This is a genomic window from Streptomyces sp. O3, from assembly GCF_054788135.1.
Genome location: NZ_JBTVYK010000014.1, coordinates 70,981 through 95,908, shown reverse-complemented (window position 1 = coordinate 95,908; position 24,928 = coordinate 70,981). Strand labels below are relative to the sequence as shown.

Below are 24,928 nucleotides of genomic sequence, written 5' to 3'. Positions count from 1 at the left end.
AGCGGGGCACCGGGCAGCGGCGGCGTACGGGTGGGGCGTGGGCCGGCTAGCGCACGAACACGCTCGCCTGGTTCGCCAGGTCGAGGAAGTACTGCGGCGCCACGCCCAGCACCAGCGTGGCCACGACGCCGACCCCGATCGTCGTCATCGTCAGCGGCGACGGAACGGCGACGGTCGGCCCCTCGGGACGCGGCTCGCTGAAGAACATCAGCACGATGACCCGGATATAGAAGAACGCGGCGATCGCGGACGAGACCACACCGACCACGACCAGCGCCCCGGCGCCGCCCTCGGCCGCCGCCTTGAACACCGCGAACTTCCCGGCGAACCCGGAGGTCAGCGGAATGCCCGCGAAGGCCAGCAGAAACACCGCGAACACCGCGGCCGCCAGCGGCGAACGCCGCCCGAGCCCCGCCCACTTGGACAGGTGCGTCGCCTCACCGCCCGCGTCCCGCACCAGGGTCACCACCGCGAAGGCGCCGATCGTGACGAAGGAGTACGCCAGCAGATAGAAGAGGACCGAGGAGATCCCGGACTCGTTCATGGCGATCACACCGGCCAGGATGAAGCCCGCGTGCGCGATCGAGGAGTACGCCAGGAGCCGCTTGATGTCGGTCTGGGTGATGGCCACGATCGCGCCGAACAGCATGGTGATGATCGCGACGCCCCACATCACCGGCCGCCAGTCCCAGCTGAGGCCCGGCAGCACCACGTACAGCAGCCGCAGCAGCGCGCCGAACGCCGCGACCTTGGTGGCCGCCGCCATGAAGCCGGTGACCGGGGTCGGCGCACCCTGGTAGACGTCCGGGGTCCACATGTGGAACGGCACCGCACCGACCTTGAAGAGCAGGCCCATCAGGACCATCGCGGCGCCGATGAGCAGCAGCGCGTCATTGCCCATGGTGTCCGCGAGCGCCGGGTCGATGGAGGTCACGGTGCCGTTGACGACGTCGGCGATCCCCGCGTACGACAGAGTGCCCGCGTAGCCGTACAGCAGCGCGATGCCGAAGAGCAGGAACGCCGATGAGAAGGCGCCGAGCAGGAAGTACTTCACCGCGGCCTCCTGCGACACCAGCCGCTTGCGGCGGGCGAGCGCGCACAGCAGGTACAGCGGCAGCGAGAAGACCTCCAGCGCGATGAACAGCGTCAGCAGATCGTTGGCGGCGGGGAAGACCAGCATGCCGGCGATCGCGAAGAGGGCCAGCGGGAAGACCTCGGTGGTGGTGAACCCCGCCTTGACCGCGGCCTGTTCGCTCTTGCCGCCGGGGGTCGCCGCGGCCTGCGCGACGAACGAGTCGACGCGGCGGCCGTGGGTCACCGGGTCGAGCCTGCGCTCGGCGAAGGTGAAGACGGCGACCAGGCCCGCCAGCAGGATCGTGCCCTGGAGGAACAGCGCGGGCCCGTCCACCGCGATCGCGCCCATCGCCGCGATGCCCGCCTTGGTCGTGCCGTGCCCGGCGACCGCCAGGCCGACGACCGCGGCGAACGCGGCGGCCAGCGCCACCACACTCAGGAACACCTGGACGTGGTAGCGCGCTTTGCGCGCCACCAACGCCTCGACGAGGATGCCGAGCACAGCCGCGCCGATGACGATGAGCACGGGTGAGAGCTGGCCGTACTCGATACGCGGCGCGTCGATCTTGGTGACCGGCTCGGCCGCCGTTGTCCACAGGCTGTGGACGGCTGATGCGCTCACTTGGCCGCCTCCACCTCGGGCTCGGGGTCTGTCTTCTGTACGTCGGACATGGTGTGCTCCACGGCCGGGTTCACGATGTCGGTGACCGGCTTCGGGTAGACGCCCAGGAAGATCAGGGCGGCGATCAGCGGAGCGACCACGGCCAGCTCGCGCACTCTGAGGTCCGGCATCGCGGACACCTCCGGCTTCACCGGCCCGGTCATCGTCCGCTGGTAGAGGACGAGGGTGTACAGCGCGGCGAGCACGATGCCGAAGGTGGCGATGACACCCGCGACCGGATAGCGCGCGAAGGTGCCGACCAGGACCAGGAACTCACTGACGAACGGCGCCAGGCCCGGCAGCGAGAGCGTCGCCAGACCACCGACCAGGAAGGTGCCGGCGAGCACCGGCGCGACCTTCTGCACTCCGCCGTAGTCGGCGATGAGCCGCGAGCCGCGCCGCGAGATCAGGAACCCGGCCACCAGCATCAGCGCCGCGGTCGAGAGCCCGTGGTTGACCATGTAGAGCGTCGCGCCCGACTGGCCCTGGCTGGTCATCGCGAAGATGCCCAGGATGATGAACCCGAAGTGCGAGATCGAGGCGTACGCCACCAGCCGCTTGATGTCGCGCTGGCCGACCGCGAGCAGCGCGCCGTAGACGATGCTGACCAGGGCGAGCGCCAGGACCACCGGTGTCGCCCAGGCCGAGGCCTCCGGGAAGAGACCGAGGCAGAAGCGGAGCATCGCGAACGTGCCGACCTTGTCGACCACCGCCGTGATGAGGACGGCGACCGGGGCGGTCGACTCGCCCATCGCGTTCGGCAGCCAGGTGTGCAGCGGCCAGAGCGGCGCCTTCACCGCGAAGGCGAAGAAGAATCCGAGGAACAGCAGGCGCTCGGTGTTGGTCGCCATGGTCAGCTCGCCGCTGGCCCGCGCCTCGGCGATCTCGGGCAGCGAGAAGCCGCCCGCGACCACATAGAGGCCGATCACCGCGGCGAGCATGATCAGCCCGCCGACCAGGTTGTACAGCAGGAACTTCACCGCGGCGTACGAGCGTTGCGTCGCCGCGTTCTCGTCGCTGCCTGCGTGGGCCCGGTCGCCGAAGCCGCCGATGAGGAAGTACATCGGGATGAGCATGGCTTCGAACAGGATGTAGAAGAGGAAGACGTCGGTGGCGGCGAAGGACAGCACCACCATCGCCTCGACCATCAGGATCAGCGCGAAGAAGCCCTGCGTGGGCCGCCACCGGGACGACTTTGTCTCAAGGGGGTCGGCGTCGTGCCAGCCCGCCAGGATCACGAACGGGATGAGCAGCGCGGTGAGCCCGATCAGGGCGACGCCGATGCCGTCCGCGCCCAGTTCGTACCGCACCCCGAAGTCCGCGATCCAGGCGTGCGACTCGGTGAGCTGGTAGCGGTCGCCACCGGGGTCGAAGCGGACCAGCACGGCCGCCGCGAGGGCCAGCGTGCCCAGTGAGACCAGCAGCGCGAGCCACTTGGCGGCGGTGCGCCGGGCGGCCGGGACGGCGGCGGTGGCGATCGCGCCGATCGCCGGGAGCGCCGCGGTCGCTGTCAGCAGAGGAAAGGACATGGGATCAGACCGCCCTCATCAGCAGGGTCGCGGCGATGAGGACCGCCGCACCGCCGAACATGGAGGCCGCGTAGGACCGGGCGAAGCCGTTCTGCAGCTTGCGCAGCCGACCGGAGAGCCCGCCGACCGACGCGGCCGTGCCGTTGACGACTCCGTCGACCAGGGTGTGGTCGACGTACACCAGGGAGCGGGTGAGGTGTTCGCCACCGCGCACCAGCACCACATGGTTGAGGTCGTCCTGGAGCAGATCGCGGCGGGCCGCACGGGTGAGCAGCGAGCCGCGCGGAGCGGTGACCGGGACCGGCCGCCGTCCGTACTGCGCGTAGGCGAGACCGATGCCGAGCACCATCACCGTGATCGTGGCCGTCATGATCACACCGGCGCTGATCGGCGGATGCCCGTGCTCGAACGCCGTGACGGGTTCGAGCCAGCCCACGAACGACTCGTTGAGGCTGAACAGTCCGCCGGCGAACACCGACCCGACGGCGAGCAGGATCATCGGGATCGTCATGGAGCCGGGCGACTCGTGCGGGTGCGGTTCATTGCCCTGCGCGTCCGGCTGCCAGCGCTTCTCGCCGAAGAACGTCATCAGCATCACGCGCGTCATGTAGTACGCGGTGAGGGCGGCGCCCAGCAGGGTCACCGCGCCGAGGATCCAGCCCTCCGTGCCGCCCTTGGCGAAGGCCGCCTCGATGATCTTGTCCTTGGACCAGAACCCGGAGAGTCCGGGGAAGCCGATGATCGCCAGATAGCCGAGGCCGAAGGTCACGAACGTGACCGGCATGTACTTCCGCAGGCCGCCGTACCTGCGCATGTCGACCTCGTCGTTCATGCCGTGCATGACCGAGCCCGCGCCGAGGAACAGCCCGGCCTTGAAAAAGCCGTGGGTCACCAGGTGCATGATCGCGAAGGCGTAGCCGATCGGACCGAGGCCCGCCGCCAGGATCATGTAGCCGATCTGCGACATGGTCGAACCGGCCAGCGCCTTCTTGATGTCGTCCTTGGCGCAACCGACGATCGCACCGAAGATCAGCGTCACCGCGCCGACCACCACGACCGCCAGCTGCGCGTCGGGCGCGGCGTTGAAGATCGCGCCCGAGCGGGTGATCAGATACACGCCCGCGGTCACCATGGTCGCCGCGTGGATCAGGGCCGAGACCGGAGTCGGGCCCTCCATGGCGTCCCCGAGCCAGGACTGCAGCGGCACCTGCGCGGACTTGCCGCAGGCCGCGAGCAGCAGCATCAGCCCGATCGCGGTGAGCTTGCCCTCGCTGGTGGCGCCGGTCGCCTCCAGGACCGGCCCGAACGCGAACGTCCCGAAGGTCGTGAACATCAACAGGATCGCGATCGACAGACCCATGTCGCCGACGCGGTTGACCAGGAAGGCCTTCTTCGCGGCGGTGGCCGCGCTCGGCTTGTGCTGCCAGAAGCCGATCAGCAGGTACGAGGCGAGCCCGACGCCCTCCCAGCCGACGTACAGCAGCAGGTAGTTGTCGGCGAGCACCAGCAGCAGCATCGCCGCGAGGAAGAGGTTCAGGTAGCCGAAGAAGCGGCGGCGCCGCTCGTCGTGCTCCATGTACCCGACCGAGTAGAGATGGATCAGGGTGCCGACGCCGGTGATCAGCAGGACGAACGTCATCGACAGCTGGTCCAGCTGGAAGGCCACGTCCGCCTGGAACCCCTCGACCGGGATCCAGCTGAACAGATGCTGGCTCAGGGCCCGCTCCTCGGCGTCACGCCCCAGCATGTCGACGAAGAGCACCACCCCGACGACGAACGAGGCGGCCGCGAGCACGGTCCCGATCCAGTGTCCCGTACGGTCCAACCGGCGGCCGCCGCACAGCAGTACGGCCGCTCCGAGCAAAGGCGCCGCCACCAGCAGCGCAATCATGTTCTCTGTGTCCACGGTTCAGCGATCCCTCACAGCTTCATCAGGCTGGCGTCGTCGGCCGAGGCCGAGTGGCGCGAACGGAACAGCGTCACGATGATCGCCAGCCCGACCACGACCTCCGCGGCGGCGACGACCATCGTGAAGAAGGCGAGGATCTGGCCGTCGAGGTTGCCGTGCATCCGGGAGAAGGCGACGAGCGCGAGGTTGCAGGCGTTGAGCATCAGCTCCACGCACATGAAGACCACCAGCAGGTTCCGTCTGATCAGCACTCCGGAGGCGCCGATCGCGAACAGCAGGGCCGCGAGATAGAGATAGTTGACGGGGTTCACTTGGCGGCCTCCTCATCATTCCTGTCCCTGCCGAGACGCTCCCCGGAGCGCTGCTCCAGCGCCCGCAGGTCGCCCAGCGCCTTGGTCGACACGTCCCGGATCTGACCGCGGGCCCGCAGCGTCCTGTTGACGGTGAGCTCGGACGGTGTGCCGTCCGGCAGCAGGCCCGCGATGTCCACGGCGTTGTGCCGTGCGTAGACGCCGGGGGCGGGCAGCGGGGGCAGCTGGTCGCCGCGTACCCGCTCTTCGGCCAGCTCGCGCTGGGTCCTGGCCCGCTCGGTGCGCTCCCGGTGGGTGAGCACCATGGCGCCGACGGCGGCCGTGATGAGCAGGGCGCCGGTGATCTCGAAGGCGAAGACGTACTTGGTGAAGATGAGGGCCGCGAGGCCCTCCACATTGCCGCCCGCGTTCGCCTGGGCCAGGCCGTTGAACTCCTGGAGCGAGGCGTTGCCGATACCGCCGACCAGCAGGACGGCGAACCCCGCGCAGCACAGGGCGGCCAGCCAGCGCTGGCCCTTGATGGTCTCCTTCAGCGAGTCGGCGGCCGTGACGCCGACCAGCATGACCACGAACAGGAAGAGCATCATGATCGCGCCGGTGTAGACGACGATCTGGACGATGCCGAGGAAGTACGCGCCGTTGGCGAGGTAGAAGACCGCCAGGATGACCATGGTCCCGGCCAGGCACAGCGCGCTGTGTACGGCCTTCTTCATGAAGACGGTGCACAGGGCGCCGAGTACGGCGACGGAGCCGAGCAGCCAGAACTGGACGGCCTCGCCGCTGGACGTGGTGTAGGCGGCGAGCGGGCTCATGCGTCGGCCCCCTCTGGCTCGGCCGTGCCGTGCGCGGCGGTGTCCGTGGACTGGGCGGCCTCGTCCGAGGGCTTCTCCCCCTTGGACACGGCGACCTGACGGACCGTGTCGGGGGCGGCCTCGGTGACCAGGCCCCGGTAGTAGTCCTGCTCGTCCGCGCCGGGGAAGATCGAGTGCGGTGTGTCGACCATGCCCTCCTCGAGTCCGGCGAGCAGCTGCTCCTTGGTGTAGATGAGGTTGGCGCGGCTGTCGTCGGCGAGCTCGAACTCGTTGGTCATCGTGAGCGCGCGGGTCGGGCAGGCCTCGATGCACAGGCCGCAGAGGATGCAGCGGGCGTAGTTGATCTGGTAGACGCGGCCGTACCGCTCGCCCGGCGAGTAGCGCTCCTCCTCCGTGTTGTCCGCGCCCTCCACGTAGATGGCGTCCGCGGGGCAGGCCCAGGCGCACAGCTCGCACCCGATGCACTTCTCCAGTCCGTCCGGATGGCGGTTGAGCTGGTGCCGGCCGTGGAAGCGCGGTGCCGTGGTCTTCGGCTGCTCCGGGTACTGCTCGGTCAGCCGCTTCTTGAACATGGCCTTGAAGGTCACGCCGAACCCGGCGACAGGGTTCTGGAACCCCTGCTGGGTCCCGCTCGACTCGCCGGTCTCCCTGGAATCCTCAGACACCGTCAGCCTCCTTTCCGTCACTTGGAGTATCCACGCCGCCACTGACAATCAGCTCGCGGTCCTGGCGCGAGCGCCGCCGCGGCACGGGCGGCAGGGTCTGCCCCGGCATCGGCGGGACCGGGAATCCCCCGGCCATCGGGTCGAAGGCGGGCGGGGTCTTCTTGATCGCCGCCTCCGCCCGCTCCCTGCGGTCGCGGAAGACGTCCACGACGAAGGAGAGCAGCAGGACCGCCAGCAGTCCGCCGCCGACGTAGAGCAGGATCTGCGTGAAGTCGTAGCCCTCGTTCCGCAGCGCCCGTACCGTCGCGACCAGCATCAGCCAGGCGACCGAGACCGGGATGAGGACCTTCCAGCCCAGCTTCATCAGCTGGTCGTAGCGGACGCGGGGCAGGGTGCCGCGCAGCCAGACGAAGAAGAAGATCAGCAGCTGCAGCTTGACGACGAACCAGAGCATCGGCCACCAGCCGTGGTTCGCGCCCTCCCAGAAAGCGGAGATCGGGTACGGGGCGCGCCAGCCGCCGAGGAACAGCGTCACCGCGATCATCGACACGGTGACCATGTGGATGTACTCGGAGAGCATGAACATCGCGAACTTGATCGAGCTGTACTCGGTGTTGAAGCCGCCGACCAGGTCGCCTTCGGACTCCGGCATGTCGAACGGCGCCCGGCTGGACTCGCCGATCATCGTCACCATGTAGATCAGGAACGAGACCGGGAGCAGGACCATGTACCAGCGGTCCTGCTGCGCCCCGACGATCGCCGAGGTCGACATCGACCCCGAGTAGAGGAACACCGAGGCGAAGGCGGCGCCCATGGCGATCTCGTACGAGATCATCTGGGCACTGGACCGGATGCCGCCGAGCAGCGGATACGTCGACCCGGACGACCAGCCGCCGAGCACGAATCCGTAGACGCCGACCGCGCCGATCGCCAGGACGTACAGCATCGCGACCGGCAGGTCGGTCAGCTGGAGCGCGGTGCGCTGGCCGAAGATCGAGACCTCGTTGCCGGCCGGCCCGAAGGGGACGACGGCGATCGTCATGAACGCCGGGATGGCGGCCATGATCGGCGCCAGGACGTAGACCGCCTTGTCCGCGCGCTTGACGATCACGTCTTCCTTGAGCATCAGCTTCACACCGTCGGCGAGCGACTGCAGCATGCCCCAGGGGCCGTGCCGGTTGGGGCCGATACGGCGCTGCATCCAGCCGATGACCTTGCGTTCCATCACGATGGAGATCAGCACGGTCACCATGAGGAAGGCGAAGCAGAAGACCGCCTTGATGACGATCAGCCACCAGGGGTCGGTGCCGAACATCGAGAGGTCTTCCAGGGCGAGCGGGCTCATGCCTGCACCTCCGAAACGTCCTGGCCGTCCGCCGCCGCGGTCTGAGGGCCGATCCTGACCAGTTCGCCCGGCCGGGCCCCGGTGTCCGACGCCACCCCGCCGCCGGTGGAGTTCAGCGGCAGCCAGACCACCCGGTCCGGCATCTCGGTGACCCGCAGCGGGAGCGTCACCGAGCCGTGCGGCCCGGTGACGGCGAGGGCGTCGCCGTCCTTGACGCCGACCTCGGACGCGGTGGCCGCCGAGAGCCGGACGAACGCCGCGTGCCAGGTGCCCTTGAGCGCCGCGTCGCCCTCCTGGAGGCGTCCCCGGTCGAGCAGCTGCCGATGGCCGGCGAGTACGGCCTCGCCGGCCGCGGGCCGCGGCAGCGCGCCGACGGTCTCCAGCGGCTCGGTGGCGCGGGGGCCGTCCCACGGGCCGAGGCGGTCGAGTTCGTGGTGGACCGACCGGTTGTCGGGCAGGCCCATGTGGACGTCCATCGCGTCGCCGAGCATGTGCAGTACGCGCGCGTCGGTGGGCGGGAGCGGGCGGGTCATCTGGTCCGGTTTCAGCGCCGCCTCGAACGGCCGCGCCCTGCCCTCCCAGTTGAGGAAGGTGCCCGCCTTCTCGGCGACCGCCGCCACCGGCAGGACGACGTCCGCCTGTTCGGTGACCTCGCTGGGCCGCTGTTCCAGGCTGACCAGAAAGCCGATCGCGCGGATCGCCTCACAGGCGCGTGCCGGGTCCGGCAGATCCGCGACCTCGACGCCCGCCACGACCAGGGCCTGGAGCTCGCCGGTGGCCGCGGCCTCGACGATCTGGCCGGTGTCGCGGCCGTAGCGGTGCGGGAGTTCGGCGACGCCCCACAGGGCCGCCACCTCGCTCCGCGCGCGTGGATCGGTGGCCGGGCGGCCGCCGGGCAGCAGCGAGGGCAGCGCGCCGACCTCCAGCGCGCCGCGCTCACCGGCCCGGCGCGGGATCCACACCAGCCGGGCGCCGGTGGCGCTCGCCGCGCGTACCGCCGCGGTCAGCCCGCCGGTCACGGCCGCGAGCCGCTCACCGACGACGAGGACCGCGCCCTCGGCACGCAGCGCCTCGGCCGCCTTGGCCCCGTCGTCGCCCAGGCCGACCCCGGAGGCCAGCGCGTCCAGCCACTCGGGTTCGGTGCCCGGAGCCGCGGGGAGCAGCGTGCCGCCCGCCTTCTCCAGACCGCGTGTCGCGTACGGGGCGAGGGCGAAGGTCCGCTGGCCGTGGCTCCGCCTGGCCTTGCGCAGCCGGAGGAAGACGCCGGGCGCCTCCTCCTCGGACTCGAACCCGGCGAGCAGGACGGCGGGCGCCTTCTCCAGCGAGGTGTACGTGACCCCCATGCCGTCGATGTCCCGTCCGCGCCCGGCGACGCGGGCGGCCAGGAAGTCGGATTCCTCGCCGCTGTGCACGCGCGCGCGGAAGTCGATGTCGTTGCTGCCGAGCGCCACGCGCGCGAACTTGCTGTAGGCGTAGGCGTCCTCGACCGTGAGCCGCCCGCCGGCCAGCACCGCCGCCCGGCCCTTGGCGGCCGCGAGGCCGGCGGCCGCGGCGTCCAGCGCCTCGGGCCAGCTCGCGGGCCGGAGCTCGCCCGACTCGGCGTCACGCACCAGGGGGGTGGTCAGCCGGTCGCGCTGCTGTGCGTAGCGGAAGCCGAAACGCCCCTTGTCGCACATCCACTCCTCGTTGACCTCGGGGTCGTTGGCCGCGAGCCGCCGCATCACCTTGCCGCGCCGGTGGTCGGTCCTGGTCGCGCAGCCGCCCGCGCAGTGCTCGCACACGCTGGGGGACGAGACCAGGTCGAAGGGCCGGGACCGGAAGCGGTACGCGGCCGAGGTCAGCGCGCCGACCGGGCAGATCTGGATGGTGTTCCCGGAGAAGTACGACTCGAAGGGGTCGCCTTCGCCGGTGCCCACCTGCTGGAGCGCGCCCCGTTCCAGGAGTTCGATCATCGGGTCGCCGGCGATCTGGTTCGAGAACCGGGTGCAGCGGGCGCAGAGCACGCACCGCTCACGGTCGAGCAGCACCTGCGTGGAGATCGGCACCGGCTTCTCGTAGGTGCGCTTGTGGCCGTCGAAGCGCGAGTCGGACTGGCCGTGCGACATGGCCTGGTTCTGCAGCGGGCACTCGCCGCCCTTGTCGCAGACCGGGCAGTCCAGCGGGTGGTTGATGAGCAGCAGCTCCATGACGCCCTGCTGGGCCTTCTCGGCGACCGGCGAGGTGAGCTGCGTCTTGACGACCATGCCGTCGGTGCAGGTGATGGTGCAGGAGGCCATCGGCTTGCGCTGGCCCTCGACCTCGACGATGCACTGGCGGCAGGCGCCCGCCGGGTCGAGCAGCGGGTGGTCGCAGAACCGGGGGATCTCGATGCCGAGCTGCTCGGCGGCGCGGATGACCAGGGTGCCCTTGGGCACGCTGAGTTCGACGCCGTCGATCGTCAGCGAGACCAGGTCCTCGGGCGGCACGGCCGCCTCGCCCCCTGAGGAGGCGGCGCTGGTGGTCACGGTCATGCGGTCACCTCCGTGGAGTCGGCGGGCCGGTCGGCCCAGGCGGTCGACCTGGCCGGGTCGAAGGGGCAGCCCTTGCCGGTGATGTGCTGCTCGTACTCCTCACGGAAGTACGTGAGCGAGGAGAAGATCGGCGAGGCGGCGCCGTCGCCGAGCGCGCAGAACGACTTGCCGTTGATGTTGTCGGCGATGTCGTTCAGCTTGTCGAGGTCGGCCATGACGCCCTTGCCCGCCTCGATGTCACGCAGCAACTGGACCAGCCAGTAGGTGCCTTCACGGCAGGGTGTGCACTTGCCGCAGGACTCGTGAGCGTAGAACTCGGTCCAGCGGGTCACCGCCCGGACGACGCAGGTCGTCTCGTCGAAGCACTGGAGCGCCTTGGTGCCGAGCATCGAGCCCGCGGCGCCGACGCCTTCGTAGTCCAGCGGGACGTCGAGGTGTTCGGCGGTGAGCAGCGGGGTCGACGAGCCGCCCGGCGTCCAGAACTTGAGCCGGTGTCCCGGCCGCATGCCGCCGCTCATGTCGAGGAGCTGGCGCAGCGTGATGCCGAGCGGGGCCTCGAACTGGCCCGGATTGGCGACATGGCCGCTGAGCGAGTACAGCGTGAAGCCCGGAGACTTCTCGCTGCCCATCGACTTGAACCAGTCCTTGCCCCGATTCAGGATCGCGGGAACCGACGCGATCGACTCGACGTTGTTCACGACAGTGGGGCAGGCGTAAAGGCCCGCGACAGCCGGGAAGGGGGGACGCAGCCGGGGCTGGCCGCGGCGGCCTTCGAGCGAGTCGAGCAGCGCGGTCTCCTCACCGCAGATGTACGCGCCCGCGCCCGCGTGCACGGTGATCTCGAGATCGAGTCCGCTGCCCAGGATGTTCTCGCCGAGCAGGCCGGCCGCCTTCGCCTCACGCACGGCCTCGTGCAGTCTGCGCAGTACGGGGACGACCTCGCCGCGCAGATAGATGAAGGCATGGCTCGACCGGATCGCGTAGCAGGCGATCACGATCCCCTCGATGAGGGAATGCGGGTTCGCGAAGAGGAGCGGGATGTCTTTGCAGGTTCCGGGCTCCGACTCGTCGGCGTTGACAACTAGATAGTGCGGTTTGCCGTCTCCCTGGGGAATGAACTGCCATTTCATTCCGGTGGGGAAGCCCGCGCCGCCGCGGCCGCGCAGGCCCGCGTCCTTGACGTACGCGATGAGGTCGTCGGGCGCCATGGCGAGGGCCTTGCGCAGGCCCTCGTACCCCTCGTGGCGCCGGTAGGTCTCCAGGGACCACGACCTGTCCTCGTCCCAGAAGGCGGAGAGTACGGGTGCGAGCAGCTTCTCGGGGCTGCTCTCCGCGCTGCCCTCGAATCCGCTGGGCCGGGCGGTGCCTCCCTGTTCGGCGGCCACGGTCATCACTCCCCCTCCTCGGCGCTCGTGCCGGGACGTTCGTCCTGGGCTTCGCCGCGTGGGTGGACCACGCGCGGCGGCGGCTCGCCCTTGGCCAGCCGGAGCCCCGTCAGGGATGCCGGGCCCGCCGTGCCGGACGCCTCGGCGGCGCCGGGGCGCTCGTCGGGGAAGCCGGCCAGGATCCGGGCGGTGTCCTTGAAGGTGCACAGCGGGGCGCCGCGGGTGGGTTCGACGGTGCGCCCCGCGCGCAGGTCGTCGACGAGCCGCTTGGCGGACTCGGGCGTCTGGTTGTCGAAGAACTCCCAGTTCACCATCACGACGGGCGCGAAGTCGCAGGCCGCGTTGCACTCGATGTGTTCGAGGGTGACCTTGCCGTCCTCGGTGGTCTCGTTGTTCCCGACTCCGAGGTGTTCCTTGAGCTCGTCGAAGATGGCGTCACCGCCCATCACCGCGCACAGGGTGTTGGTGCAGACGCCGACCTGGTAGTCCCCGGACGGCTTGCGCCGGTACATGGTGTAGAAGGTGGCCACCGCGGTGACCTCGGCGGAGGTCAGGCCGAGCACCTCGGCGCAGAACGCCATGCCGGTGCGGGTGACATGGCCTTCCTCGGACTGGACCAGGTGCAGCAGCGGGAGCAGCGCGGACCGACTGTCCGGATAGCGGGCGATGATCTCGCGCGCGTCGGCTTCGAGCCGGGCTCGTACATCGGCCGGGTAGTCGGGGGCCGGGAGTCGGGGCATACCCAGCGATACTTCGGTCACCGGTCGACGCCTCCCATCACGGGGTCGATGGACGCCACCGCGACGATGACGTCGGCCACCTGGCCGCCTTCGCACATCGCCGCCATGGTCTGCAGATTGGTGAAGGACGGTTCACGGAAGTGGATCCGGTAGGGGCGGGTGCCGCCGTCGGAGACGGCGTGTACGCCGAGTTCGCCCTTGGGTGATTCCACGGCGGCGTAGGCCTGCCCCGGCGGGACCCGGAATCCCTCGGTGACCAGCTTGAAGTGGTGGATCAGGGCCTCCATCGAGGTGCCCATGATCTTCTTGATGTGGTCGAGCGAGTTGCCGAGTCCGTCCGGGCCCAGTGCGAGCTGCGCGGGCCAGGCGATCTTCTTGTCCTCGACCATCACCGGGCCCGGCTTCAGGCGGTCCAGGCACTGCTCAACGAGCCGCAGCGACTGGCGCATCTCCTCCACGCGGATCAGGTAGCGCCCGTAGGAGTCGCAGGTGTCGGCGGTGGCGACCTCGAAGTCGTAGGTCTCGTAGCCGCAGTACGGGTCGGTCTTGCGCAGGTCCTGCGGGAGTCCGGTGGCGCGCAGGATCGGGCCGGTGGCGCCGAGCGCCATACAGCCGGTCAGGTCGAGGTGGCCGACGTCCTGCAGCCGGGCCTTGAAGATGGGGTTGCCGGTGGCGAGCTTGTCGTACTCCCCGATGTTCTTGGTCATCAGCTTGACGAACTCACGGATCAGGTCGACCGCGCCCGGCGGCAGGTCCTGGGCGAGTCCGCCGGGGCGGATGTACGCGTGGTTCATCCGCAGGCCGGTGATCAGCTCGAAGATGTCGAGAATGTATTCACGATCACGGAATCCGGCGATCATGACGGTGGTCGCGCCGAGCTCCATTCCGCCGGTGGCGATGGCCACCAGGTGCGAGCCGATGCGGTTGAGTTCCATCAGCAGGACCCGGATCACGGTGGCCCGGTCGGGGATCTGGTCCTCGATGCCGAGCAGCTTCTCGACCGCCAGGCAGTACGCCGTCTCGTTGAAGATCGGCATGAGGTAGTCCATGCGCGTGACGAAGGTCGTGCCCTGCGTCCAGTTCCGGAATTCGAGGTTCTTCTCGATGCCGGTGTGCAGATAGCCGATGCCGCAGCGGGCCTCGGTGACCGTCTCGCCGTCGATCTCCAGGATGAGCCGGAGCACTCCGTGTGTGGAGGGGTGCTGCGGGCCCATGTTGACGATGATGCGCTCGTCGTCGGCCTCGGCCGCGGACTGGACGACCTCGTCCCAGTCCCCGCCGGTGACGGTGTAGACGGTGCCCTCGGTGGTTTCACGAGGAGACGCGGAAGAAGCAGAAGGGGTGGTCACGAGTACGACCTCCGCTGGTCCGGAGCCGGGATCTGGGCGCCCTTGTATTCGACGGGGATGCCGCCGAGCGGGTAGTCCTTGCGCTGCGGGAAGCCCTGCCAGTCGTCCGGCATCATGATCCGGGTGAGGGCGGGGTGGCCGTCGAAGACCAGACCGAAGAAGTCGTAGGTCTCGCGCTCGTGCCAGTCGTTGGTCGGATAGACCGGGACCAGCGAGGGCACATGCGGGTCGCTGTCCGGGGCGCTGGTCTCGATACGGATCAGCCGCCCGTGTGTGAGCGAACGCAGGTGGTAGACGGCGTGCAGTTCGCGGCCCTTGTCCTCGGGGTAGTGGACGCCCGAGACGCCCAGGCAGAGCTCGAAGCGCAGGGCGGGGTCGTCGCGCAGGGTCCTGGCGACCCGCACCAGGTGCTCGCGCGCGATGTGGAAGGTGAGTTCGCCCCGGTCGACGACCGTCTTCTCGATGGCGTTCTCGGGCAGCAGGTCCTGCTCTTCCAGGGCGCCTTCCAGTTCGTCCGCCACCTCGTCGAACCAGCCGCCGTAGGGGCGGGTGGCGGGTCCCGGCATCCGTACGGAGCGGACCAGGCCGCCGTAGCCCGAGGTGTCGCCGCCGTTGTTCGCGCCGAACATGCCGCGCTGGACGCGGATCTCCTCGCCGTGGTCGCCGCGCTGGCCCGGCAGGTTGTCGCGGCCCAGGTCCTTCTCCGGGTTGGGTTCGTTCGCCGGGTCGGGCTTGCCGCTGTCGTTCGCGTCGGTCACCGGAGCAGCCCCTTCATCTCGATGGTGGGGAGCGCCTTGAGGGCCGCCTCTTCCGCCTCGCGGGCCGCCTCGTCGGCGTTCACGCCGAGCTTGGAGGTCTGGATCTTCTCGTGGAGCTTGAGGATCGCGTCCAGGAGCATCTCCGGACGTGGCGGGCATCCCGGAAGGTAGATGTCCACCGGGATGACGTGGTCGACTCCCTGCACGATCGCGTAGTTGTTGAACATCCCGCCGGAAGAGGCGCAGACCCCCATGGAGATCACCCACTTGGGGTTGGGCATCTGGTCGTAGACCTGGCGCAGCACCGGCGCCATCTTCTGGCTGACCCGCCCGGCCACGATCATCAGATCGGCCTGGCGCGGCGAGCCGCGGAACACCTCCATGCCGAAGCGGGCCATGTCGTAGCGCCCCGCGCCGGTCGTCATCATCTCGATGGCGCAGCAGGCGAGGCCGAAGGTGGCGGGGAAGACGGATGACTTGCGCGCCCAGCCCGCGGCCTGTTCGACGGTGGTCAGCAGAAAACCGCTCGGCAGTTTCTCTTCGATTCCCATTGGTGGCCCCTCAGCCTCTCAGTCCCATTCCAGGCCGCCGCGCCGCCATACGTACGCGTAGGCGACGAAGACGGTGAGCACGAAGAGCAGCATCTCGACGAGCCCGAAAACGCCCAGCGCGTCGAAGGTGACAGCCCAGGGATAGAGGAAGACGATCTCGATGTCGAAGACGATGAAGAGCATCGCCGTCAGGTAGTACTTGATGGGGAATCGGCCGCCGCCCGCGGCCGTCGGCGTCGGCTCAATCCCGCATTCGTAGGCGTCGAGCCGCGCCCGGTTGTAGCGCTTTGGACCGATAAGCGTGGCCATGACCACGGAGAAGATCGCAAAGCCGGCGGCAAGGGCTCCCAGTACGAGGATGGGGACGTAGGCGTTCACCGCTCCTCGCTCCTCTCAGTCGGCATTGACTGCTTCGGCATACGGACTTCACGGGGGCGGCGCCCCGCCTCACGAAGATCGCGCTTATGTGAGGCAGTTCACAAGCCCAACTGACCCGCATCCTATGCCCGCCGCTCTGTGATCTGCGACACGGGGTACGACAACGGCTTTGTGATCTCTGCCACCTGACGAAGGATCATGAAGTCGGATGAGTGGTGATCTTCATACGCGAAGCTCTGGAGTGATCACCAGAGGTGACATCCGGCCGCGTTACCGCAGGTCGGAGGATCGATGCCATTACCAAGGAGTGGCAGTTGCAAGCAAATTCGCTACGCGAAGACTCTCCTGGTAAGGGCTCGACGGCACGCCGGGGCGAGCCGTGGCGGGCCACAGGGGGAAACCCCGGAGGGGCGTGGGCGGCGGTGATCGCGTGCACGCGTTCACGAGCGCGCGACCCCGGAGGGCCGCACCGCGCGGGCGGCGGCGGGAACCGTGCCCCCGCGGTGACCGTTCCGTGACCTGCGCCACTTCGCCCGACGGCGGAAAGCGGCGGGCTTGGCCAACGATGCGAAGGGATGCTATGTCCGGGGCAAACCGGACGTAACTCGGAAAGCCCATGATCACAGGCTTGATCATCAGTGTCCGGATTGCCCGTTACGGCGTCAATAAGCTGCGACACGCCCGGCATTCGGCCCGCCGTCGCGTAACTGTGGCACAGCACACGTTTCTTGAAGGGAACCCGCATCCCTTGATAGCCGTTGTACTCATGTCTCACACCGCTCACATACCGAGCCACCGGAAGCCCCGCCGCAGTGGCACCAAGCTGCGTGCCGGAGTCGCCGGTGGCGTCCTCAGCACCCTCGCGGTGGCCGGTGCGTCCGGATCGGCGAACGCGGCCGAGCCGGTGACCGAGACCATCGAGCTGCCCGTGCTCACCGAACTCGCGGGCGAGGTGACCGCCGCCGCGGACGCGACCCGGCAGGCCGCCGACACGTACCACCTCCAGGCCGAGCAGGACGCCGCCGCGGCCAAGGCCGCCAAGGAAGCCGAGAAGGCCAAGAAGGAAGCCATCGCCGAGGCGAAGGCCAAGGCTGAGGCGGAAGCCAAGGCGAAGGCCGAGGCGGCCGCCAAGGCGAAGGCCAAGAAGGAAGCCGAGGAGAAGCGCGCCGCCGAAGCGCGCGCCGCCCGCTCCACCGAGCGCACCACGCTCAGCACCGCCAGCGCCTCCGGCTCCGGCTCCACATCCGGCTCGGGGTCCACGTCCGGCTCGGGGTCCTCCTCCGCCAGCGCGTCCACCAGCGCCAGCGCGCCCGCCAGCGGCAGCGTCGCGACGGTCATCTCCTTCCTGAAGGCCCAGCTCGGCGACGCCTACGTCATGGGCGCCACGGGCCCCAACGCCTGGGACTGCTCCAGCCTCGTCCAGGCCGCCTTCCGCCAGGTCGGTGTGGACCTGCCGCGCGTCTCGCAGAACCAGTCGATGGTCGGCACCGAGGTCGGCACGTCCAACCTCCAGGTCGGCGACATCCTTTACTGGGGCGGCAAGGGCTCCGCGTTCCACACCGGTGTCTACATCGGCAACGGCCAGTACCTGGACGCCGCGAACCCCGCCAAGGGCGTCGTCATCCAGAACCTCTCGGGCTACCCGGCGAGCGGCGCGGTCCGCGTGCTGTAAGCAAGCCTCCCGGCACACGAAGGGCCGGTGTTCCCCCGCTCGGGAACACCGGCCCTTCGCCGTACGCGCCGCGCCGTGCCGCGGTCGGGGTCAGGACCGCGGGGCCACCTTGCTCAGACCGTTGATGATCCGGTCCATCGCGTCGCCGCCCGTCGGGTCGGTGAGGTTGGCGAGCATCTTCAGGGTGAACCGCATCAGCATCGGATGGGTGAGGCCGCGCTGCGCGGCGAGCTTCATGACCTTCGGGTTGCCGATGAGCTTCACGAAGGCGCGGCCCAGCGTGTAGTAGCCGCCGTAGGTGTCCTTCAGGACCTTCGGGTAGCGCTGCAGCGCCAACTCCCGCTGTGCGGGCGTCTGCCGGGCGTGCGCCTGCACGATCACATCCGCCGCGATCTGTCCCGATTCCATCGCATAGGCGATGCCCTCGCCGTTGAACGGGTTGACGAGACCGCCCGCGTCGCCCACGAGCAGCAGCCCGCGCGTGTAGTGCGGCTGCCGGTTGAAGGCCATCGGCAGCGCCGCGCCGCGGATCGGCCCCGTCATGTTCTCGGGGACGTACCCCCAGTCCTCGGGCATCGAGGCGCACCAGGCCTTCAGCACCTCACGCCAGTCCAGCTCCTTGAAGGCGGAGGACGAGTTGAGGATGCCGAGGCCGACGTTGGACGTGCCGTCGCCCATGCCGAAGATCCAGCCGTAGCCGGGCAGCAGCCGGTCCTCGGGGCCGCGCCGGTCCCACAGTTCGAGCCAGGACTCCAGGTAGTCGTCCTCGTGGCGCGGCGAGGTGAAGTACGTACGGACCGCGACGCCCATCGGGCGGTCATCGCGGCGGTGCAGCCCCATGCCGAGGGAGAGCCGCGTGGAGTTGCCGTCGGCGGCGACGACCAGGGGGGCGTGGAAGGTGACTTCGCGCTTCTCCTCGCCGAGCTTGGCGCGCACGCCGGTGATCCGCCCGGTGCGGTCGTCGACGACCGGCTCCGCGACGTTGCAGCGCTCGTACAGCCGGGCGCCCGCCTTCTGCGCCTGCCGCGCCAGCTGCTCGTCGAAGTCGTCGCGCTTGCGGACGAGACCGTAGTCCGGGTACGAGGCCAGCTCCGGCCAGTCCAGCTGCAGCCGCACCCCGCCGCCGATGATGCGCAGGCCCTTGTTGCGCAGCCATCCGGCCTCTTCGGAGATGTCGATGCCCATGGCGACGAGCTGCTTGGTGGCGCGCGGGGTGAGGCCGTCGCCGCAGACCTTCTCGCGCGGGAACGCGGTCTTCTCCAGGAGCAGGACGTCGAGTCCGGACTTCGCCAGGTGGTACGCGGTCGCCGAGCCGGCTGGCCCGGCCCCGACGACGATCACATCCGCACTGTGTTCGGAGAGGAGCTCGGTCACGGCGGGATCTCCCCCGGTCTTGGGAATTTGCGTGCCGAAGGCACTGGACATGTGCAGTCTATGGGGGTGCGCTGATCACGGACCTGAAGGGCTGCGCTATGACCACGACACCTCCCGCGATCCGGCTGCGGGTCCCCACCGACGAGGACGCGTACGCCTGGCACCAGGCCTTCGACGACCGCGAGGTCATGGAGTTCCACGGCGGTGAACCGGCCGAGCTGTCCGTGTACCAGGAGCTGACGGCCCGCCAGCGCAAGCACGACGCCGAGCACGGCTTCTGTCTGTGGACGCTGCTCGACGAGGACGACCGGGTGCTGGGGTTCACCGGCGCGCAGTACTGGCCGCACGACTGGGGCCCGGTGGGCGAGATAGAGATCGGCTGGCGGCTCGCGCGCCACGCGTGGGGACGCGGCTACGCGACGGCGGCCGCGCGCGTCACGCTGGAGCGGCTGCGGGCGGCCGGGGCGTCGGAGGTGGTCGCGATGGTCAAGTCGGGCAACGCACGGTCCGTCGCGGTGACGCGGCGTCTTGGCATGCGGCACGCGGAGACCCTCGCGATGCCGGGCCGGGAGACGAAGGCGCACTGCTTCCGGCTGGCGCTGGGCACGTAACCCGCTCGCCGTCACCCTCCGGACTCCGGGCTCCGGGCTCCGGGCTCCGGGCTCCGGGCTCCGGGCTTCGGGGCACTTCCGCGCGGGCCCGTGGCGGCTTACCCTGCCCGTACGGCTGGGGGTGACGGATGTGCGCACAGCACCCGAGGTGAGAGTCCCGAAGTTCGTCGGGCTGATGGCCCTGGACGCCCGAGAGGCGGCTGAGGCCTGCGAGCTGTACCTGGACGCGCCGGACCGGCCGGACTTCCATCTGACCGTCACCGACCATGTCGTACGGCAGTACCCGCCGCCGGGTACCGAAGTGCCGCCGGGCTCGCGCGTGACCCTGTGGTTCGAGTTCGGCACCGGTGAGGGGGACGGTGGCGCGGGTGTGCGGGAGCCGCGCGCGCCCAGAACCCCAGGGGGCGGCCTGCGGCGCGAGCTAGACGAGCCGACGCCGGGCGGCCGCCCGGACAACCCCGCCGCGGGCGGCGGGCTGTCGTTCCTCAGAACACCGACAGGCCCGTGAGAGTGGTGAAGCGGTCGAGCGCCGCGACCCCGGCCACCGAGTTGCCGCGCTCGTCGAGCCCCGGACTCCACACGCACAGCGTGCCCCGGCCCGGCAGCACCGCGAGGATGCCGCCGCCGACCCCGCTCTTGCCCGGCAGCCCGACCCGGTAGGCGAAGTCACCGGCCGCGTCATACGTGCCGCAGGTCATCATCACCGCGTTGACCTGCTTGGCCTCGCTGCGGGTCAGCAGTCTGCTGCCGTCGGCGCGCACCCCGTGCCGGGCCAGGAAGCCCCCGGCCAGGGCGAGATCGGCGCAGTTCATCTCGATCGAGCACTGCCGGAAGTAGTGGTCGAGCAGGGTCGGCACCGGGTGCCGGATGTTCCCGTACGAGGCCATGAAGTGGGCCAGCGCGGCGTTGCGGTCGCCGTGCGCGGACTCGGACGCGGCGACCTCCAGGTCGAACGCGAGATCCGGGTTGCCGCTCTCGGCGCGCAAGAAGTCCAGCAGGTCCTCGCTGGCGTCGCCGGTGAGGGTCTGCAGCCGGTCGGTGACGACCAGCGCGCCCGCGTTGATGAAGGGATTGCGCGGAATCCCGTTCTCGTACTCCAGCTGGACCAGGGAGTTGAACGGGTTGCCGGACGGCTCCCGGCCGACCTGCTCCCACAGGGCCGCGCCCTCGTGGGCCAGGACGAGGGCGAGCGTGAACACCTTGGTGATCGACTGGGTGGAGAACGGCGTACGCCACTCGCCCACGCCGTACACCTCGCCGTCGATGTCCGCGAGCGCTATGCCGAACCGGCTCGGGTCGTGACAGGCGAGCGCGGGGATGTAGTCGGCCGACCGGCCGCGGCCGGGGGTGGCCGCGACGTCTTCGGCGATCTGTTCCAGGATGTGCTGGTAGTCCACGGGGCGGGCTCAGGCCTTGAAGCCCCGGTGCAGCGCGACCACGCCGCCGGTCAGGTTGCGCCAGGCCACCTTCGACCAGCCCGCCTCCTTCAGCAGCTCCGCGAGCGCGGGCTGGTCGGGCCAGGCGCGGATCGACTCGGCGAGATAGACATACGCGTCCGGGTTCGAGGAGACCGCGCGCGCGACCGGCGGCAGCGCGCGCATCAGGTACTCGGTGTAGACCGTGCGGAACGGCGTCCAGACGGGCTGACTGAACTCGCAGATGACGACCCGGCCGCCGGGCTTGGTGACGCGGTACAGCTCGCGCAGCGCGGCGCTGGTCTCCTGCACGTTGCGCAGGCCGAAGGAGATGGTGACGGCGTCGAAGACGTCGTCCTTGAACGGCAGCCTGGTCGCGTCGCCCGCGGTCAGCGGGAGGTGGGGGTGGTTCCGCTTGCCGACCCGGAGCATGCCGAGCGAGAAGTCGCAGGGCACGACGTACGCGCCGGTCCGCGCGAAGGGCAGCGACGAGGTGGCGGTGCCCGCGGCCAGGTCGAGGATCTTCTGCGCGGGCCGGGCGTCCACCGCCTTGGCGACCTCCTTGCGCCAGACCCGGTCCTGCCCGAGGGACAGCACGTCGTTGGTGAGGTCGTACTTCTCGGCCACGTCGTCGAACATCGAGGCGACTTCGTGCGGCTGCTTGTCCAGGGATGCGCGGGTCACCGGGCCATTGTGGCAGGGGTGCCGCGCGCCGTTCACGGGAGCCCGCGTCAGCGGGTGCGGTGCACCAGGCGACCGGCCAGTACCGTCGCTGCGCAGGAGGCCGCGCCGCGCTCGGCCAGGGCCGCCTCGTCGGGGGCGTCGAACGCGGCCAGGTCGGCCCGTCCGCCGACGCGCAGGGGTGTGTGCACACCGCCCGGCAGGTCGTGGCACCCGGCGAACGGGTCGAGGCCGGGGCCGGGGCCGGTCGACGGGATGTCCGGCGCGCCGGCCGCGGGCACCTCGGTCAGCCCGGAGCGGATGACCGCCTGGCGTACCGGCTCGGGGAAGGGACCGGCGACGTGGGTCGTGCCGTGCGCGAGCATGCGCTGGAGGCCGCGGCGTACGCTGCCCGACCAGCGGGACTCGTCCAGCGCCGGGGCCAGCTCCGCCAGCGCATCCCCGGTGACCGGCTCGGTGCCGAGCGCGTCGGCCTCGCGCGGGTCGGGGTGGTAGGCGCGGGTGAGCAGCCAGCACGCGTGCCACTGCCGCAGCCCCGGTGTGAGCACGCCGGGCCAGCGTCGGACCCTGCCCCGCGGGAAGGCCGCGGCCAGTTCGCCGTACGGGCCGATGGCCGCGATCCGGTCGCCGTCGACGGCGACCGCGCCGTCGGGTACCGGTGCCGCGCCGACCGGGAGCACCAGGGGCGCGGCGTGGATCGTCAGCACGACGGCCTCAGTTGGCGGCGAGCAGCTTCAGCTCGGGGTGCGCGGTGCCGCCCGCGATGGCCGTGGAGGAGATGTGCGAGGCCACCCGCTCGTCGACCGGGTCGTTCGCCGGGTCGTCGTGCACGGTGATGTGCTCGTAGGTCGTGGTGCGCTGGGCCGGTACGCGGTCGGCCTTGCGGATCATGTCGATGATCTCCAGCAGGTTGGAGCGGTGCTTGGCTCCGGCCGACGAGACGACGTTCTCCTCCAGCATGATCGAACCGAGGTCGTCCGCGCCGTAGTGCAGCGAGAGCTGGCCGAGTTCCTTGCCGGTGGTCAGCCAGGAGCCCTGGATATGGGCGACGTTGTCGAAGAAGAGCCGGGCGATCGCGATCATCCGCAGGTACTCGAAGATCGTCGCCTGGGTGCGGCCCTTGAGGTGGTTGTTCTCGGGCTGGTACGTGTACGGGATGAAGGCCCGGAAGCCTCCGGTCCTGTCCTGTACGTCGCGGATCATGCGCAGGTGCTCGATGCGCTCGGCGTTGGTCTCGCCGGTGCCCATCAGCATGGTGGACGTCGACTCCACGCCGAGGCCGTGCGCCAGCTCCATGATCTCCAGCCAGCGCTCGCCGGACTCCTTGAGCGGGGCGATCGCCTTGCGCGGCCGTGCCGGGAGCAGCTCGGCCCCCGCGCCCGCGAAGGAGTCCAGGCCCGCGGCGTGGATGCGCTCGATCGCCTCCTTCGCCGAGACGCCGGAGATCCGGGCCATGTGCTCGACCTCGGACGCGCCCAGCGAGTGGATGACCAGCTGCGGGAATTCCTTCTTGATCGCGGAGAAGTGCCGCTCGTAGTACTCCACGCCGAAGTCCGGGTGGTGCCCGCCCTGGAACATGACCTGGGTGCCGCCGAGCTCGACGGTCTCGGCGCAGCGCCGCAGGATGTCGTCGAGGTCGCGGGTCCAGCCCTTGTCCTTGGCCTTCGGCGGGGCGTAGAAGGCGCAGAACTTGCACGCCGTCACGCACACGTTCGTGTAGTTGATGTTGCGCTCGATGATGTACGTGGCGATGTGCTCGGTGCCCGCGTACCGCCGCTTGCGGACCGCGTCGGCGGCCGCGCCAAGCGCGTGCAGCGGTGCGAAGCGGTAGAGGTCGAGCGCCTCCTCGGGCGTGATCCGCCCACCCTCGGCGGCGCGGTCGAGTACGGACTGAAGCTCGGCCTTGTCGGTCACCGGGATGTCCCTTTCAGCAGGGTCTGCCATGGGGTTTCGCCATGGCTGGGCGGACCGATCCAGCGTACGCCAGCCCGCTGACAGGCCCTGGGGCGGGCGGCTCCGCCCCGGCTCGCCCTACGGGGTATGACGGGGTACTGCACGGAGGTACTACGAGGTACGGGGGGCCGCCCCTTACGGGGTGAGCAGCTCTACGCGCGCGTGGGGGTCGAAGCCGGTCGTCGGGCCGACCCGCCGGGCGAACTCGGCGACCCCGGCGAGCTGCGCGGGGCCGAAGCGGAAGTCCAGCGTGGTGAAGTAGCGCTCCAGGACCTCGGCGTCGAAGGCCTCCCAGCGCGCCGCCTGCTCGGCGACCTTGCCGACCTCTTCGAGTGACACGTCACGGGAGGCCAGGAACGCCTCGTGCACCTTGTGGACGACCTGGGGCTCGCGGGCCAGGTAGTCGCGCCGCGCCGCCCACACCGCGAACACGAAGGGCAGCCCGGTCCAGTCCTTCCACATCTGCCCCAGGTCGTGGACCTGGAGGCCGAGCCGTGGGCCGTCGTGCAGATTGGCCCGCAGCGCCGCGTCCCCGATCAGCACGGCCGCCTCCGCCTCCTGCATCATCACGCCGAGGTCGGGCGGGCACGTGTAGTAGTCGGGGCGCACCCCCACCCGCTCGGCGAGCAGCAGCTGGGCGAGTCGTACCGACGTGCGGGACGTGGACCCGAGGGCCACGCGCGCGCCGTCGAGGCGGTCGAGCGGCAGCTGCGACACGATCACGCAGGACATCACCGGTCCGTCGCAGCCGACCGCGATGTCCGGCATGGCGACCAGTTCGTCGGCGTGCTTGAGGAACTCCACGAGGGTGATCGGCGCGATATCCAGATCGCCCTGCACCAGCTGCTCGCTGAGCCGCTCCGGAGTGTCCTTGGAGAGCTCCAGGTCGAGCAGCGCCCCGGTCCTGGCCAGTCCCCAGTAGAGGGGCAGGCAGTTCAGAAACTGAATGTGGCCGACGCGGGGCCGGGTGCGGGGAGATCGACTACGGGGAGAATTGTCCACATCGCGAGACTAGCCGCCGTGCGACAGGGTGCGCCCCCGGCCCCTCCGTCGCCCCGTCATTCGCCTTCTGGCCAGGCACTCGACACGCCCCCGTCAACCCCTGTGCACCGACTTTCAGACATCCGGGTGACGTGATCTTGCCCCCTACCCTTAGCGGCATCCTGCGTGCTAGGCTCGCCGCAAGTTGCAGTTTGGTTTCCCTTGCAGTACAGAGCCTGCGGAGCATGTGACCGCAGGCTCTCG

The 24,928-nt window shown here is 69.9% G+C and carries 23 protein-coding genes; 3 read left to right on the top strand and 20 right to left on the bottom strand.

The features are described 5' to 3' along the window. Window positions 1-46: 46 nt before the first annotated feature. The 14 genes from nuoN to ACX6XY_RS09720 are packed head-to-tail and all read right to left on the bottom strand — an operon-like array spanning window position 47 to window position 15,977. Window positions 47-1,696 carry an NADH-quinone oxidoreductase subunit NuoN gene (gene nuoN / locus ACX6XY_RS09785; RefSeq protein WP_460328247.1) on the bottom strand — a complete coding sequence of 550 codons (1,650 nt, stop codon included), beginning with the start codon at window positions 1,694-1,696 and terminating at the stop codon, window positions 47-49. Continuing rightward, a complete protein-coding gene (locus ACX6XY_RS09780) occupies window positions 1,693-3,264 on the bottom strand; it encodes an NADH-quinone oxidoreductase subunit M (protein ID WP_460328246.1) in 1,572 nt (523 codons plus the stop codon). The genes nuoN and ACX6XY_RS09780 overlap by 4 nt, the downstream gene beginning before the upstream one ends. Window positions 3,265-3,268: 4 nt before the next feature. Continuing rightward, entirely contained in the window at window positions 3,269-5,155 is a 1,887-nt protein-coding gene (gene nuoL / locus ACX6XY_RS09775) for an NADH-quinone oxidoreductase subunit L (RefSeq protein ID WP_460328245.1), read from the bottom strand. A gap of 29 nt (window positions 5,156-5,184) precedes the next feature. Then, window positions 5,185-5,484, bottom strand: a complete 300-nt coding sequence (nuoK, locus tag ACX6XY_RS09770) for an NADH-quinone oxidoreductase subunit NuoK (RefSeq protein WP_460328244.1) — start codon at window positions 5,482-5,484, stop codon at window positions 5,185-5,187. Beyond that, window positions 5,481-6,296, bottom strand: a complete 816-nt coding sequence (locus ACX6XY_RS09765) for an NADH-quinone oxidoreductase subunit J (protein ID WP_460328242.1) — start codon at window positions 6,294-6,296, stop codon at window positions 5,481-5,483. The genes nuoK and ACX6XY_RS09765 overlap by 4 nt, the downstream gene beginning before the upstream one ends. After that, complete coding sequence (gene nuoI / locus ACX6XY_RS09760) at window positions 6,293-6,961, bottom strand: NADH-quinone oxidoreductase subunit NuoI (RefSeq protein ID WP_460328240.1); 669 nt, start codon at window positions 6,959-6,961, stop codon at window positions 6,293-6,295. Before nuoI ends, ACX6XY_RS09765 begins: the two co-directional genes overlap by 4 nt. Beyond that, window positions 6,954-8,306 carry an NADH-quinone oxidoreductase subunit NuoH gene (gene nuoH, locus ACX6XY_RS09755; protein WP_460328239.1) on the bottom strand — a complete coding sequence of 451 codons (1,353 nt, stop codon included), beginning with the start codon at window positions 8,304-8,306 and terminating at the stop codon, window positions 6,954-6,956. Before nuoH ends, nuoI begins: the two co-directional genes overlap by 8 nt. Further along, a complete protein-coding gene (locus tag ACX6XY_RS09750) occupies window positions 8,303-10,816 on the bottom strand; it encodes an NADH-quinone oxidoreductase subunit G (RefSeq protein ID WP_460328238.1) in 2,514 nt (837 codons plus the stop codon). Before ACX6XY_RS09750 ends, nuoH begins: the two co-directional genes overlap by 4 nt. Continuing rightward, window positions 10,813-12,210, bottom strand: coding sequence for an NADH-quinone oxidoreductase subunit NuoF (nuoF, locus tag ACX6XY_RS09745; RefSeq protein ID WP_460328237.1), 1,398 nt, complete (start codon window positions 12,208-12,210; stop codon window positions 10,813-10,815). The genes ACX6XY_RS09750 and nuoF overlap by 4 nt, the downstream gene beginning before the upstream one ends. Continuing rightward, complete coding sequence (gene nuoE / locus ACX6XY_RS09740) at window positions 12,207-12,941, bottom strand: NADH-quinone oxidoreductase subunit NuoE (protein WP_460328236.1); 735 nt, start codon at window positions 12,939-12,941, stop codon at window positions 12,207-12,209. Before nuoE ends, nuoF begins: the two co-directional genes overlap by 4 nt. A gap of 17 nt (window positions 12,942-12,958) precedes the next feature. Beyond that, window positions 12,959-14,290 (bottom strand): NADH-quinone oxidoreductase subunit D, encoded by a 1,332-nt coding sequence (locus tag ACX6XY_RS09735; RefSeq protein WP_460328234.1) that lies wholly within the window; start codon window positions 14,288-14,290, stop codon window positions 12,959-12,961. Continuing rightward, on the bottom strand, window positions 14,287-15,048 hold the full coding sequence (locus ACX6XY_RS09730; RefSeq protein WP_460328233.1) for an NADH-quinone oxidoreductase subunit C: 762 nt from the start codon (window positions 15,046-15,048) through the stop codon (window positions 14,287-14,289). Before ACX6XY_RS09730 ends, ACX6XY_RS09735 begins: the two co-directional genes overlap by 4 nt. After that, window positions 15,045-15,599, bottom strand: coding sequence for a NuoB/complex I 20 kDa subunit family protein (locus tag ACX6XY_RS09725; RefSeq protein ID WP_460328232.1), 555 nt, complete (start codon window positions 15,597-15,599; stop codon window positions 15,045-15,047). Before ACX6XY_RS09725 ends, ACX6XY_RS09730 begins: the two co-directional genes overlap by 4 nt. An 18-nt stretch (window positions 15,600-15,617) precedes the next feature. Then, window positions 15,618-15,977 (bottom strand): NADH-quinone oxidoreductase subunit A, encoded by a 360-nt coding sequence (locus ACX6XY_RS09720; RefSeq protein ID WP_411056787.1) that lies wholly within the window; start codon window positions 15,975-15,977, stop codon window positions 15,618-15,620. A gap of 766 nt (window positions 15,978-16,743) precedes the next feature. Here ACX6XY_RS09720 and ACX6XY_RS09715 point away from each other — a divergent pair. Further along, the gene (locus tag ACX6XY_RS09715) at window positions 16,744-17,649 is read left to right on the top strand and encodes a C40 family peptidase (RefSeq protein ID WP_460328231.1); all 906 of its coding nucleotides are present in this window, start codon (window positions 16,744-16,746) and stop codon (window positions 17,647-17,649) included. Window positions 17,650-17,739: 90 nt separating this feature from the next. Here the strand turns inward: ACX6XY_RS09715 and ACX6XY_RS09710 are convergent, their stop codons facing one another. Next, on the bottom strand, window positions 17,740-19,023 hold the full coding sequence (locus tag ACX6XY_RS09710) for a geranylgeranyl reductase family protein (RefSeq protein ID WP_460328229.1): 1,284 nt from the start codon (window positions 19,021-19,023) through the stop codon (window positions 17,740-17,742). Window positions 19,024-19,121: 98 nt separating this feature from the next. On the opposite strand from ACX6XY_RS09710, the gene ACX6XY_RS09705 reads away from it, so the two are divergent. Together ACX6XY_RS09705 and ACX6XY_RS09700 are read left to right on the top strand one after the other, a co-directional pair. After that, on the top strand, window positions 19,122-19,634 hold the full coding sequence (locus tag ACX6XY_RS09705) for a GNAT family N-acetyltransferase (RefSeq protein WP_460328228.1): 513 nt from the start codon (window positions 19,122-19,124) through the stop codon (window positions 19,632-19,634). A gap of 121 nt (window positions 19,635-19,755) precedes the next feature. Next, window positions 19,756-20,142, top strand: a complete 387-nt coding sequence (locus ACX6XY_RS09700; RefSeq protein ID WP_460328227.1) for a PASTA domain-containing protein — start codon at window positions 19,756-19,758, stop codon at window positions 20,140-20,142. Here the strand turns inward: ACX6XY_RS09700 and ACX6XY_RS09695 are convergent. From ACX6XY_RS09695 to ACX6XY_RS09675, 5 genes are all read right to left on the bottom strand, one after another. Then, window positions 20,120-21,031: a glutaminase gene (locus tag ACX6XY_RS09695; RefSeq protein WP_460328226.1), complete on the bottom strand. Its 912-nt coding sequence runs from the start codon at window positions 21,029-21,031 to the stop codon at window positions 20,120-20,122. The genes ACX6XY_RS09700 and ACX6XY_RS09695 overlap by 23 nt on opposite strands. A gap of 9 nt (window positions 21,032-21,040) precedes the next feature. Then, the gene (locus ACX6XY_RS09690) at window positions 21,041-21,733 is read right to left on the bottom strand and encodes a demethylmenaquinone methyltransferase (RefSeq protein WP_460328225.1); all 693 of its coding nucleotides are present in this window, start codon (window positions 21,731-21,733) and stop codon (window positions 21,041-21,043) included. Between the two features lie 47 nt (window positions 21,734-21,780). Next, window positions 21,781-22,437 (bottom strand): imidazolonepropionase-like domain-containing protein, encoded by a 657-nt coding sequence (locus ACX6XY_RS09685; protein ID WP_460328224.1) that lies wholly within the window; start codon window positions 22,435-22,437, stop codon window positions 21,781-21,783. 7 nt (window positions 22,438-22,444) lie between these two features. Continuing rightward, on the bottom strand, window positions 22,445-23,644 hold the full coding sequence (gene mqnC / locus ACX6XY_RS09680) for a cyclic dehypoxanthinyl futalosine synthase (protein ID WP_460328266.1): 1,200 nt from the start codon (window positions 23,642-23,644) through the stop codon (window positions 22,445-22,447). Window positions 23,645-23,818: 174 nt separating this feature from the next. Then, window positions 23,819-24,685, bottom strand: a complete 867-nt coding sequence (locus ACX6XY_RS09675; RefSeq protein ID WP_460328222.1) for a menaquinone biosynthetic enzyme MqnA/MqnD family protein — start codon at window positions 24,683-24,685, stop codon at window positions 23,819-23,821. Between the last annotated feature and the right edge of the window lie 243 nt (window positions 24,686-24,928).